The following is a 13,642-nucleotide window of genomic DNA, read 5'->3' on the forward strand; positions in this document are numbered from 1 at the left end:
TAGAGCCTACATAGAGTAGCTTTGTTTAATTATTATGAGAGATTCCCGTTTAAAGGTTTGATTGTAACACTGGTGAGACAAGTCAGCTTGTTTACTTGATTCATAAAGTTTCCCGTATGGTGTGCTCTTGTAGTGACGACCATATACATCTTATAAGGGAAGTGCCATTATAGAGAATTCAATGGTAATTTCCCATCCCTTTTACTAACTGAGTTAGGTTATTCATTCATAAAAATAGTGTACATATGATCCCACCTATAGCTAAATTCATCCCCGCATTCGAGCTGACTGATATTTGTTCTGGCAGCAAACCTTATATACCTCCTCTATAACTGAAGGTGATCAAGTTTTCTACTTCTTCTTTTTCCTGTTGTTGCGTTATCCTTACTTGTTTAAATGCACAAAGTGAGTATGTCTTTTTCAGCCTTTTTTCACATAAACTATGTATGAGGTAGAAATATTGCAGCTTCATTTCATTTCGCTCTTTCAAGTCAAACAAGGCGAATAATAAATGAAGAGGTATGTTGGTTAACTGTTTTCCGTTGACTAAAAATAGTAAATGTTGTAATATCCGAAATATAAAGAAAATTCAGAAGTGTGGTGCGGCGTAAATAATTTAACATGGGGTAATTTTCTTTTGTTACTACAATGAAAGCGCATACAAGAAGGGTGGTGTGTAGCAATGAAGGATGGATTACATATTGGTCTATCAGAAGTAATGACAATTAATGTCACAAAGGATATGTTTGCGCAGTTCGACGGAGAAGTTGTTCATCCCGTCTATTCAACTGCATCCATGGTGTATCACATGGAGTGGGTTTCTAGAAAAATCCTTCTTCCGTTTCTTGAGGATCATGAAGAGGGAATGGGGGCAGCTGTCCACATGCAACATGTTGCTCCATCTGGGGGAAATTCTAAAGTGACTTTAACTGCGACCGTTACGACAATTACTGAACGTTCTTTAGTAACGGAGGTTATTGTGATGAATGAACTTGGACTAATTGGTAGAGGAGAAGTCAAACAAGCGGTTCTTCCGAAAGAAGTAATTGCGAAGAAAGTTTTAGCTACCAACAATTAAGGGGGAGCAAGGATGGAAAAGCTTAATCAGTCTCAAGAAGTAGGAAACGATATTTTTAAGAAGATGGCTAATCATGAACAAGTAGTCTTTTGTAATGACCCGAGTACAGGTTTACGAGCAATTATAGCCATTCATAATACCACATTAGGTCCAGCTCTTGGTGGAACGCGGATGTACCCTTATGAAAATATGGATGCCGCCTTAGAAGACGCTTTACGTTTAGCTGAAGGAATGACCGCAAAATGTGCAGCAGCAGATGTTGATTTTGGAGGAGGAAAGGCAGTCATTATTGGTGATCCGAAAAAGGATAAATCACCTGCCTTATTTCGTGCTTTTGGTCAATTTGTAGATTCATTGAATGGTAGATTTTATACAGGGACAGATATGGGGACAACGATGGAGGACTTTGTCCATGCTTCAAAAGAAACGCGATTCATTAATGGGATACCTGAAGCATATGGAGGTGGAGGAGATTCGTCCATCCCTACTGCTCAAGGGGTTGTTTATGCTATACAGGCAACTAATCAATATTTACATGGTACAGACCTTTTGGAAGGACGCACATACAGTATTCAAGGATTAGGCAAAGTTGGGATGAAGATTGCAGAAACACTGCTTGAAGCTGGTGGTAATGTGTTTGTTACAGATATTAATCAAGAGGCAATAGCAGAACTTGTAGAAAAGGCAGAAACGTTAAGAGGTAATGTGCAAGTAGTTGATCATCTAGAAATTTACCGCGTATCGGCCGATATTTTCATTCCATGTGCAATGGGTGGAGTGTTAAACGAAAGAACCATCAGCGAATTAAGAGTCCATGCCATTGTCGGATCTGCTAATAACCAACTGGCACATTCTTCTGACGCCGCTCTTTTACATGATAAGGGTATCCTATACGCTCCTGATTATATTGTGAATGCTGGGGGGCTCATTCAAGTTGCAGATGAATTATATGGACCAAGTAAAGAGCGAGTATTGCAGAAAACAAGAACGATTTATCATACTTTACTACAATTATATCGAGAATCTGCTACAACTGGAAAGAACACAGTAGAAGCCGCCCAAGATCGTCTACAAAGACAGATGAAAGAACAGCAACATAGAAGCAACTTTTTCTCTCGGAATGTAAGACCTAAATGGGATTTTAAATGATGGGAGGCGTTACTATGGAAAGTTATCCACTATATCAAATGATCGATGAGAACGGGGAATGGGTTAACAAGTCATATGAAGAAGAATTCAATGAGGAAAAAGTAAAGGAATTTTATTACCACATGTTGCGTATACGCACCTATGACCAGAAGGGGGTTGCGTTACAGCGGCAAGGGAGAATTGGTACGTATGTGCCTTTTCCAGGGCACGAAGGAGCACAAGTAGGAAGCGCACTGGCGTTGTCAGAAAATGATTGGATGTTTCCTACTTATCGTGATCACGGTGCCTCTCTCACATTTGGTGCAGATTTAGATCGGATGCTCCTTCATTGGAATGGTAGAATTGAAGGTTGTTTACCATCAAAAGAAAAGCGAATTATGCCAGCTTCCATACCAATTGCTACCCATTTACCACATGCTACAGGCGCTGCAATTGCGGAGGTTTATAAAGGAACTGACAACGCTGCCATTGCTTATTTTGGAGATGGTGCTACTTCTGAAGGTGATTTTCACGAGGGATTAAATATAGCAAGTGTATTTAAGGCACCAGTCGTTTTCTTTAATCAAAATAATGGTTACGCTATTTCGTTACCTATTGAAAAACAGATGAATTCCGAAACGATTGCACAGAAAGCTGTTGCTTATGGGATACCGGGCGTGCGGGTAGATGGTATGGATGTTTTTGCTGTCCATTATGCAGTGAAAGAAGCTTTAGAACGGGCGCGAAAAGGGCAGGGACCAACGCTTATTGAAGCAGTTGTTATTCGTTTTGGGGCACATACAACAGCAGATGACCCTTCGAAATATCGTGATCAAGAAGAAATCAATCGTCAAAAAGAGGCGAAGGATCCTCTTCTTCGGTTGAAAAAGCATTTACAATTTCGCGGATTTTGGAGTGAAGAGTGGGTAGAGAGTATTCAATCTGATATACGTAAGGAGATAGAAGCAGCTGTAGAGAAAATGGAAAATGCACCTGCTGCTAACACAGATGACATGTTTGATCATGTCTTTAGAGAACCTACTTGGACGATATCAAGGCAAAAAGAACAATTAGGCTTGATTGGGGGGAATCGATAATCATGGTCATGTCAAATGAAATAATAAAAACGAAAGCAACAAGTCAGTCGTTGACGATGATCCAAGCGATCACGGATGGATTAAAGACGATGCTAGACAGTGATCAAAACACGATTATTATGGGTGAAGACGTTGGACGCAATGGGGGTGTGTTTAGAGCAACAGATGGTTTACAGGAGACTTTTGGTGAAAAAAGAGTCATCGATACACCACTAAGTGAAGCAGGGTTCGTCGGAACAGCCGTAGGGATGGCGTTAGCGGGATTAAAACCAGTCGTCGAAATTCAATTTCTCGGTTTTATCTATCCAGCATTTGAACAAATTGCGACTCATGTGACAAGAATGCGTATGCGTACACTCGGTCAATATCATATTCCCATGGTGATTCGCGCTCCATACGGTGCAGGAGTCCGCTCACCAGAAATCCATTCGGAAAGTGTCGAAGCATTATTTACACATTTGCCAGGAATAAAAGTCGTGTGCCCATCTAACGCTTATGATGCAAAAGGTTTATTGTTAGCAGCAGTAGATGACCCAGATCCCGTCCTTTTTTTAGAACCGATGCGTCTATACCGTGGAAGTAGAGAAGAAGTGCCTACGGGCGATTATCGAATTGAAATAGGCAAAGGCACTCGTGTGCAAGAAGGCAATGATGTCACCATTTTTGCTTGGGGTGCAATGATTCCCTTAGTCATGAAAGTTAGTGAACAAATGAAAAAAGACGGTATTTCCTGTGATGTAATTGATCTAAGAAGCCTTTATCCACTAGACCGTGACTTGATTGCTGATTCTGTACAAAAAACAGGGAGAGTTGTCATAGTTCATGAAGGGCATGAGACAGGCGGGTTAGGTAGCGAAATTATTTCTATTATAAATGATACTTCTTTTCTATATTTGAAAGCACCGGTGGAGAAAGTGACTGGCTTTGATGTACCTGTGCCATTATTTTCTTTGGAGAATGATTATTTACCATCAACAGAACGAGTAGAGACAGCTATTCGTAAAGCTTATACATTTTAGAGGGGAGGGTGAGATGATATGACTGATGTGAAATTTAGCGATATAGGTGAAGGAATGACAGAAGGAGAGATTATCCATTACTTTGTCAAAGAAGGAGATACAGTGGAGATAGATCAGCCATTGGTTGAACTACAAACTGATAAAATGGTGGCTGAAATCCCTGCTCCCTCAGCTGGTGTCATCACCTCCATTCCTTTTCAAACAGGAGAAGTCGTTACGGTTGGAACGGTGATTATGACAATTGATAATGGACAGAGCCTTGCAAAGAGAGAAGAAGTGGTGATGGAAACCGTTCCACCGCGTATGGAAAAAGAAGTTCCTCCTGAAGCGAATGGGAATCGCTATCAACGTATACTTGCAGCACCTTATACAAGAAAAATTGCAAGAGATCTAAATATAGATATAGAAAGAATTGTTGGTACAGGACCAGCAGGAAGAGTAATGGATGATGATGTGTATCAATTTGTGGAAGGATATCGTGCGAAAGAAACGAAAAAAGAGAGAACAGAGCCACAAGTAGAAACAACAAAATTAGAGGAGACTATTCCTTTTACAGGAATTAGAAAAGTCATCGCTCAACGAATGAGTCATTCTCTACTTACAATTCCTCATGTTACGCATTATGATGAGGTCGATGTCACCCAATTATTAGAAGCGCGAAATGAATTAAAGGATTTAGGGGATCGCCTCTCTCCAGCCGCATTTTTCTTGAAAGCAGTTGTTATCTGCTTAAAAGAACACCCATTATTTAATGCAAGATTAGATGAAGAAGCAGGTGTCATTCGGTTGTTAAAGGATTATCATATAGGGGTGGCGACACATGGAAAAGAAGGTTTAATGGTACCGGTCATTCACCAAGCTAATCAAAAGTCAGTCCGAGCGATCCATGAGGAGATGAAATCGTTAACGAAAAAAGCACAAGAAGGTAAGCTAACTCCTAATGATATGAAGGGTGGAACTTTTACAGTTAATAATGTTGGCCCTCTTGGCCGCGGTACAGGGGCAACGCCAATTATCAATCATCCTGAAACAAGTATTATTACCTTCCATGCAGTGAAGAAAAAGCCGGTAGTAAATGCTGAAAATGAAATCGTTATACGTTCTATCATGAATATTTCTATCTCTTTTGATCACCGCGTCATAGATGGTGCGCAATCAATTGCTTTTTCTAACCGTTTCATTGAATTAATTGAACAACCAACAAAACTATTAGTGGAGCTGATTTAAATGGTTGTAGGCGAATTCGCTGAAAAGCGGGATTTAATCATTATTGGAGGCGGTCCTGGAGGATACAACGCGGCGATTCGAGCAGCGCAATTAGGGTTGAAGGTAACTTTAGTTGAACAGAATGAATTGGGCGGTGTTTGCCTGAACTCAGGTTGTATACCCTCAAAGGTTTACGCGCAAGCTGCAAAGAAGTTAGAAGCGCTAGGGTATTATGCTTCTTTTGGTATTGCTATTGATGAACCTACTTTTGCTATTGAATCGTTAAATGATTATAAGAATATGACAATTGAACGGTTACGTAAAGGGGTAGAAGAACTTTGTAAAGCAAACCAAATTGAGTTAATTCGTGGCAAGGCTCAATTTATAAATCAAAAGCGTTTAGGTATTGAAATGTCTCATCATTTTGATTTATATGATTTTGAGAAAGTCATTATAGCGACCGGAAGCACTGCTGAAATACCAACAGAGTATCGCTCTGCCAAAATCCTAACAGAAGCTGAACTTTATCGGTTAACGGAGATTCCTCCTCATCTTATCATTTATGGTCATAGTTATATTGCATTAGAAGCGGCCTTTACTTATCGTCAACTTGGTGCAGATGTGACCCTCATTTTAAATAAAGAAAATTTCTCATTTGATGAAAGTATTAATAGGGAGTTACAGCGATTATTAAAGAAGCAAAAAATCAAAGTATACCGTGATTATCAATTAATAGATATAAAAGAAAGTCATACTCTCTTGCAGCTGAAGTTATCTAAATCAGACCAGGAGATCACATGTGAAGGTAGTCATGTATTTATGGAAGGAACGCATCATGGGAATATCAAGACCCTCGATTTACAAAGAATAGGTGTGGAATGTACAACTGATGGTTTTATTAAAGTAAACCAGCAATTACAAACAAATATACCGACAATATACGCTATTGGTGATGTCACGGGTGGCGGGCAATCGGCTGTTAAGTCAATTAAAGAAGGAAAAGTGGTCGCTGAGAGGATAGCTGGCTTGAATAGTGAAGTGGATTTAAGCTTAATGCCAGCAGTTGCCCATACAATACCACCTCTTGCAACAGTGGGCATGACAGAACAAGAAGCAAAAGAAAAAGGGTTAAACATTGCTGTTAGTCAATTCAATTATAGCGGCAATGGCTATGCGATGGTGACTAGTGAAAAAAGTGGCATCATGAAAATTATTAAAGATGCAGATAATGATGTGCTACTCGGCTTTCATGCCATTGGTTCTTCAGCTATTGAATTAATTAGTACAGCAGTCACAGCCATGGAACTCGTTGGTCGTGACGAAGACTTAAATTTCCCACTGTACCCTCACCCGAGTTTTAACGAAACCATTTTAGAAGCAATTGAGGGCTTGAATAACCGTGCGATTCATATGAAACCGAATGAGAAAAAATCTGTTAAGGTGTGAACAGTAATCATAATGAAGCTAGGCGTGCGTATTCGATGGGCACTTCTAGCTTTTTTACATTTTCAATGCGATTTAAAGGTAGAAATTTAACTTTTAAGTAGAAAAATCTTTATTTTTTGTCATTTCTATTGTAAGAACATGTTGACGCATAGAGAGAAGTTTCAGTAAACTTAGTATTGATGTGCAAGGGAGGACAAGCTGAATGCAAATGACCATTTTCGTATTGCCGATTTCTATGTTACTCTTTTTTGTTTTGTTTTTCGGAATTGGTTTTATATTAAATATGCTTTTAAGAATGTCATGGATCATGGCAATTGTTTATCCAATTGTCGTTATTAGGATTATTGATAAGGTTCGACTCATTGAATACTTTAATGACACTCGTGCTGCCTTTTCTAGTCTTTGGACGGAAATCACGAGTCTCCAATTAGCTGATATTCTCATCTTGAGCAGTGGCTTTGTTGGTGCCATTGTTGCTGGCATAGTCATTAACATGCTCCGCAAAAGAGGATATCGTATGTTTTAATCTATACATAGGGAAAGAAAACTCTACTATATATATAAAAGTAGAGTTTTTTGTATTTTAAAATAATGTCGTTTATTGTGGTGGAATCTTTTATAATGGATAAAAAGAAAGGCGGTACATCATGGCCATTATTAAACCCCTGAATCCCTCACATCAGCTCCAATTATTACGTGCACTGAGTGTGCGAAAGGAATTTTCACTCGATGAAAAACAATACTTTCACTTATTGCTTAAAGGTTACGAAGGAGAAAAAAGGTGGCGAGAATATTTAAACGGCTTTCCTTCTGAAATCCCTATTCTATTTGACCTCACGCTAAAAAGTAATCATACGATTTTTCAGGTAGATGCACTCATGGTTCACCAGCATCATATTACTTTTTTTGAGATTAAAAATTTTAGCGGTAACTTTACGATAAAAGATGGGCATTGGTATCATTCAAATAAAGAAATAAAAAATCCATTGATTCAAATAGAACGGAATCAAACACTGATTCGACAATTTGTAGACCAACATCATTTACAACTAACCTTTGATTATTTGTTGGTTTTTGTAAACCCTGAATTCATGCTGTATGATTCTAAGCCAAGAAAGAAACTCATTCTTCCCCCACAAATCCCAAATCTAATAAGAAATTTAAGCCAAATGCGTCACACCCCCACAACCCATCACACAAAGATTATTCAAACTTTATTAACCCATCAAACCGAGTCTCCATTGTTCGTCATTACAGAGTATACATATCAGGAATTAGCCAAAGGGCTATTTTGTAAAAGATGTAGGGATAAGATGGAAAGGAAAGCTAATCGGGTCATCTGCCCTAAGTGTAAAAGTCAGTGTCCCTTGGAAAGTGCATTGTTAGATCTGATTCATGATTTTTCCATTCTTTTTCCTGCTTTGAAAATAACGAATCATGTCATCTTTAATTGGTGTAATGGAACCATAAGCAAATCAACTATTAGAAGAGTCCTCCTAAACAATTATTCCATAAAAGGAAGTGGTCGAGGTACTTATTATGAAAGAAAATAAAACAATGGAAGGATTGCTTCAAATGCGTGATTGATGAGAAATTTGGTAGTGTTCACGCGTAAACGAGTCAGAAATCCGTGATTGAAGAAGAATGTGGTAGGATTCATGCTAAACGAGTCAGAAATCCGTGATAGAAGAGAAATGTGGAAGTGTATAGGCGTAAACGCACCAAAAATCCGTGACCGAAGAGAAATGTGGTAGGATTCATGCGTAAACGCGTCAAAAATCCATGACCAAAGAAAAAGATGGTAGGATTCATGCGTAAACGCGTCAAAAATCCATGACCAAAGAAAAAGATGGTAGGTTTCATGCATAAATGCGTCAAAAACCCGTGATCGAAGAGAAATGTGGTAGGATACATGCGTAAACGCGTCAAAAATCCGTGACTGAAGAAAAAGATGGTAGGATACATGCGTAAACTCGCCAAAAATCCGTTACCGAAGAAAAAAGTGGTAGGATACATGCGTAAACGAATCAAAAATCCGTGATTGAAGAAAAAGATGGTAGGATACAGGAGTAAATGGGTCAGAAATCCGTGATAGAAGAGAAATGTGGAAGTGTATAGGCGTAAACGCGTCAAAAATCCGTGACTGAAGAAAAAGATGGTAGGATCCATGCGTAAACGCACCAAAAATCCGTGACTGAAGAAAAAGAAGGTAGGATTCATGCATAAACGCGTCAAAAATCCGTGACTGAAGAAAAAGATGGTAGGATTCATGCATAAATGCGTCAAAAATCCGTGACCAAAGAAAAAGATGGTAGGATTCATGCGTAAACGCGTCAAAAATCCATGACCGAAGAAAAAAGTGGTAGAATCCAGGCGTAAACGAATCAAAAATCCGTGATTAAAGAAAAAGATGGTAGGATTCATGCATAAATACGTCAAAAACCCGTGACTGAAGAAAAAGACGGTAAGATTCATTCGTTAAACACGTCAAAAATCCATGACCGAAGAAAAAAGTTGTAGGATTCGAGCAGAAAGCTATTGGACCAAGAGAGTGAATCTCTTGGTTTTTTTGATACGAAAGTCCAAGCGGTTATTAGTTTGCTATCAAAGTGATGAAGAAAATTGAATTTACATAAGGGTTTTATTTGATTATAGGACCGTATGTTTAGCTTCTTTCTAAAAAAAATGAATATTACCTTGAATTAAGGGAAATGACTATTGTTGGGAGGAGTGATTAACTGATGTATGATATAAAAAAATGGGCGAAAAGAATGGTGATAGCTGTAGCGTTTTCTTTCGCGTTATTATCCACATTCCAAACGATTTCAGGTGTAGAAGCAAAGCAAGTGATTGATTATATGAGTGAACAAGCTAATGAAGGAGAGGGATCTACCCTATCTTTCAAACATGCTTTAAAATCGATTGGACTGGCCTTTAAAGATTTAAATAAGACTTTGGAAGCAGATCATTTGAAATTATCAGCAAGCACAGTTGCTGAGGAACCACCTTCTTTGAATGATTGGGATTGGTCACAATACGACACTAAGGAAGTAATCGCAACCGGATACACGGCCTATTATGAGTCGACAGGTAAAAATCCAGGTCATCCTGAATTTGGTATTACATATTCTGGTGTAAAGGTGAAAAGGGATTTATATTCTACGATTGCTGCAGATTTAACTGTTTTCCCCATTGGTACGATACTGTGGATTCCTGATTATGGGTTTGGGGTAGTTGCTGACAAAGGTGGCGCCATTAAAGGAAATAAATTGGACTTATATTATGAAACAGTAGATGATGTATATAATTCTTGGGGGAAGAAAACTTTGGATGTTTATGTAATATCAATCGGTGATGGTACGTTAACTGAAGAAGATTTACAAGAGTTAAATGAAACGGAATCACTACAAGTATTTAGACAGCAGTATACAAAAGAATAAAAACTAAAAAAGTAATGGGGGATGAGTACCCATTACTTTTTTAGTGGAGAAGAATATATTGTCGGATGTAATAACTGCCCCAATTTGATTGCCCCTTCGATTAATCTTGGTGATGGACGGCAAAACAATTCTTCCTCTAGGACATAAACGTTATTGTTTTTCATTGCATCCATATTTGACCAACCTGGACGTTTCTGTAAAATGACTGGATTCACTTTTTCCTGTCTTACACCTACCCAGGCTAAACAAATGACATCAGGATTTTGCGCACGGATGGTGTCCCAGTCTGTCTGGATATTTGCTTGTTCTTTAGATGCGAAAAGGTTTTTGCCGCCCACAAGTTCACTAATTTCAGTTAGCCAGTTTGTACCTCCAGGTGTAAAAACGGGCTTTGGCCACCATTCCCAATAAATAGAGAGAGGAGTCTTCACCTGTTTAGCTAACTTCTTTAAGTTTATCACTTCTTCATGAAAGCTTGCTGCGGCTTGCATGCCGACTTCTTTTTCTCCTAGGGCTGTGGCTACAGTGATTAAGTCATTTTCTATATCTGTTAAGCTTTGTGGATTTAATGTTATGTAGGGAATGCCTCGTTCATCCAATGCAAGAATATTTTTTTCCATACCCGGTACACTTAAGGATGCCAGCACAAGGTCTGGTTTAGCCTTTTCTACAGCGTTCATATCTATAGAGAGGTCTGGACCCAGTTTTGGTAGAGTATTTACTGCTGCTGGCCAATCAGAGTAATCATCAACAGCGACAAGTTGATCGGTTAATCCTAAGTAGGCGAGAATTTCTGTATTACTAGGGCAAAGAGAGGCGACTCGCATGATTGAAACCTCCAATATCTTAAAATATCAATGCATATAAGAATAATGTTAATAAAATACCTGTTAATCCTCCAAAAAACACTTCTACTGGTTTATGGCCTAATAATTCTTTCAGTTCTTTACGTTTTACTTGGTCTGGCTTTTTGGGCCATGATTTCGCTTCATCGACAAAACGGTTAAAGTCATTGACAAGCTGATTAAGCACAATGGCTTGTTCACCCGCTTGCCTTCGGACTCCGGTTGCATCAAACATAGTAATGATAGCAAACATGGCTGATATCGCGAAGGGAACTGAATCTAATCCTGCCTCGATGGCCACCCCTGTTGATAAAGCTGTAACGGCAGCAGAGTGAGAGCTTGGCATCCCTCCAGTACTTGTTAACAGAGACCAATCTAGCTTTCTTGTAGCAAAAAAGGTAATAGGGACTTTTACAAATTGTGCAAAGAAAATGGCAGCTAATGCTGACCAAAGAGGAAAGTTCAAAAATAATTCCATTATTTAACCACCTTATCGATGTTTGTATTCTTTGTTCGTGTTTAATATTAATTAATTATTACTATAAGGAAGGATTTTCTATTAGTAACAGATTAGCACAAAACATTTTGATTTGAAAATCAGATCTACTTAGACGATAAAGTTAGCTAGTCGAAATAATGCGAAAGATTAGATATAATGATTATATATCTTATGGAGGTGTTAAAATGTTTACAGTTAAAAAAGAAAATCTTTATGACTCCGCTCATGAAGTTTTAATTATCGGTTTGTTCGATGAACCGAATATAATAAAAGATGAATTATCTTCTTTGGACGAAAAATTTGAAGGACAAATGAATGATTTTCTTAAGCAAGGTGATATATCAGGGAAGTTAAAATCAGTAAGTAAAGTACATACCTTCAATAAAATTGGTGCAAAGAGATTATTATTTGTGGGTCTAGGTAAGAAAAAGACATTACAATTCAATGAATTAAAAGAAGCGATAGGCTTAGCCTTTAAAGAAATTCAAAAAAGTAAACTTTCGGAAGTAGCCGTTTTTTTAGACACATTTACTGTTGCCGATCAGCTTGATGCCCTCGATGTTGGTCATGCAGTTAGTGAAGCATATACCCTTGCTACCTATCGTTTTGAGGGATATAAACAAAAGTCAAATGAACCTGAAAAGACAATTGATAAAATCACAGCCTATACGACTGAAAATAGAGAAGATGTTTTATCTGCTTTAACAGTTGGTTATGCCTATGGTAAGGGAACAAACTCTGCAAGAACTTTAGTGAATATGCCTGGGAATATGTTAACAGCAACAACAATGGCAGAATATGCGATTGAGTTAGCTAATAAATATGATTTGGAAATAGAAATATTAGATAAGAAAGAAATGTTAGAGCTTGGGATGGGTGCGCTGTTAGCTGTCAATCAAGGTTCGACAGAGCCACCGAAAATGATTGTTCTAAAATATCAAGGGAAAGATCAGTGGGAAGATGTCATTAGTCTAGTTGGAAAGGGAATTACCTTCGATACTGGTGGTTACTCGATAAAACCGAAAACAGGGATTGTTGGAATGAAAACAGATATGGGCGGAGCTGCAGCCGTTCTGGGTGCGATGGAAATCATCGGGGAGTTAAGACCAGAACAGAATGTATTAGCCGTTATTCCATCAACAGATAATATGATAAGTGGATCTGCCTTTAAACCAGATGATGTTATTACTTCGTTAAGTGGAAAAACAATAGAGATCTTAAATACAGATGCAGAGGGGCGTCTCGTTTTAGCTGATGCCATTACGTACGCAAAACAGCATGGTGCCAATTATTTAGTCGATGTTGCTACTTTAACGGGAGGTGTTATTGTTGCCTTAGGAGAAGAAACAACAGGTGCGATTACTAATCATGAAACCTTCTTTGAACAAGTATTAGAAGCCTCATTCGAAGCAGGCGAAGCGATGTGGAGACTCCCATTATTTGAAAAAGATAAACAAAGAATTCGCAATAGCCCAGTGGCAGATTTAAACAATTCACCAGGAAGAGAAGGCCATGCGATTATGGCGGGCGGCTTTATTGGAGAATTTGCTGAAGATACACCATGGGTGCATTTGGATATAGCTGGTACATCTACAACAAATAAACCTTATGAATTAGGTCCTGCTGGAGCCACAGGGGTAATGACGCGTACATTAGCTCTACTAGTAGAAAGATTTGAAGTAAAGTAATCAACCATTCATTAAAAGCATCTTAAAGGATGAGAAACTCCTTAAGATGCTTTTTTACTCCTCCTTAGCACTTATATTTGCATAGGTGAAACCTCCGATAGTTGATGAATAAGAGTGAGAATTATGGAACTTTTCTTAAAAATCCATTATTTGACGAACTTGAATCAGTATGTTAATTTATTACTCTAACACTTTA

General features: G+C 38.4%; 13 protein-coding genes. 10 read left to right on the plus strand and 3 right to left on the minus strand.

The window, feature by feature from the left end; translation table 11 throughout:
• Positions 1-682: 682 nt before the first annotated feature.
• The 8 genes from MKX29_RS13805 (at position 683) to MKX29_RS13840 (ending at position 8,527) form a co-directional block, all read left to right on the plus strand.
• Entirely contained in the window at positions 683-1,078 is a 396-nt protein-coding gene (locus MKX29_RS13805; protein WP_289434473.1) for a thioesterase family protein, read from the plus strand.
• Between the two features lie 12 nt (positions 1,079-1,090).
• Positions 1,091-2,227, plus strand: a complete 1,137-nt coding sequence (locus MKX29_RS13810) for a Leu/Phe/Val dehydrogenase (RefSeq protein ID WP_224938008.1) — start codon at positions 1,091-1,093, stop codon at positions 2,225-2,227.
• 14 nt (positions 2,228-2,241) lie between these two features.
• Complete coding sequence (pdhA, locus tag MKX29_RS13815; RefSeq protein WP_224938007.1) at positions 2,242-3,303, plus strand: pyruvate dehydrogenase (acetyl-transferring) E1 component subunit alpha; 1,062 nt, start codon at positions 2,242-2,244, stop codon at positions 3,301-3,303.
• 2 nt (positions 3,304-3,305) lie between these two features.
• Positions 3,306-4,322, plus strand: coding sequence for an alpha-ketoacid dehydrogenase subunit beta (locus MKX29_RS13820; RefSeq protein ID WP_224938006.1), 1,017 nt, complete (start codon positions 3,306-3,308; stop codon positions 4,320-4,322).
• A gap of 18 nt (positions 4,323-4,340) precedes the next feature.
• Complete coding sequence (locus tag MKX29_RS13825) at positions 4,341-5,549, plus strand: dihydrolipoamide acetyltransferase family protein (RefSeq protein WP_224938005.1); 1,209 nt, start codon at positions 4,341-4,343, stop codon at positions 5,547-5,549.
• Complete coding sequence (locus tag MKX29_RS13830; RefSeq protein WP_224938004.1) at positions 5,550-6,974, plus strand: dihydrolipoyl dehydrogenase family protein; 1,425 nt, start codon at positions 5,550-5,552, stop codon at positions 6,972-6,974.
• Positions 6,975-7,176: 202 nt separating this feature from the next.
• Positions 7,177-7,500: a YuiB family protein gene (locus MKX29_RS13835; RefSeq protein WP_224938003.1), complete on the plus strand. Its 324-nt coding sequence runs from the start codon at positions 7,177-7,179 to the stop codon at positions 7,498-7,500.
• A 121-nt stretch (positions 7,501-7,621) separates the two neighbouring features.
• Positions 7,622-8,527 (plus strand): nuclease-related domain-containing protein, encoded by a 906-nt coding sequence (locus tag MKX29_RS13840; protein WP_224938002.1) that lies wholly within the window; start codon positions 7,622-7,624, stop codon positions 8,525-8,527.
• Between the two features lie 103 nt (positions 8,528-8,630).
• Here the strand turns inward: MKX29_RS13840 and MKX29_RS13845 are convergent, their stop codons facing one another.
• Positions 8,631-9,449 (minus strand): hypothetical protein, encoded by an 819-nt coding sequence (locus MKX29_RS13845; protein ID WP_341106087.1) that lies wholly within the window; start codon positions 9,447-9,449, stop codon positions 8,631-8,633.
• Positions 9,450-9,715: 266 nt separating this feature from the next.
• Here MKX29_RS13845 and MKX29_RS13850 point away from each other — a divergent pair, with 266 nt between their 5' ends.
• Positions 9,716-10,414 carry a 3D domain-containing protein gene (locus MKX29_RS13850; RefSeq protein WP_224938001.1) on the plus strand — a complete coding sequence of 233 codons (699 nt, stop codon included), beginning with the start codon at positions 9,716-9,718 and terminating at the stop codon, positions 10,412-10,414.
• Positions 10,415-10,446: 32 nt separating this feature from the next.
• Here the strand turns inward: MKX29_RS13850 and MKX29_RS13855 are convergent, their stop codons facing one another.
• Both MKX29_RS13855 and MKX29_RS13860 read right to left on the minus strand, forming a co-directional pair.
• Positions 10,447-11,241 (minus strand): cobalamin-binding protein, encoded by a 795-nt coding sequence (locus MKX29_RS13855; RefSeq protein WP_224938000.1) that lies wholly within the window; start codon positions 11,239-11,241, stop codon positions 10,447-10,449.
• Positions 11,242-11,260: 19 nt separating this feature from the next.
• Positions 11,261-11,737 (minus strand): divergent PAP2 family protein, encoded by a 477-nt coding sequence (locus tag MKX29_RS13860; protein ID WP_224937999.1) that lies wholly within the window; start codon positions 11,735-11,737, stop codon positions 11,261-11,263.
• A 206-nt stretch (positions 11,738-11,943) separates the two neighbouring features.
• Here MKX29_RS13860 and MKX29_RS13865 point away from each other — a divergent pair, with 206 nt between their 5' ends.
• The gene (locus tag MKX29_RS13865) at positions 11,944-13,446 is read left to right on the plus strand and encodes a leucyl aminopeptidase (protein WP_224937998.1); all 1,503 of its coding nucleotides are present in this window, start codon (positions 11,944-11,946) and stop codon (positions 13,444-13,446) included.
• Positions 13,447-13,642: the final 196 nt, after the last annotated feature.

The organism is Cytobacillus sp. FSL R7-0696 (assembly GCF_038006865.1).
Classification (GTDB): domain Bacteria; phylum Bacillota; class Bacilli; order Bacillales; family Cytobacillaceae; genus Cytobacillus; species Cytobacillus kochii.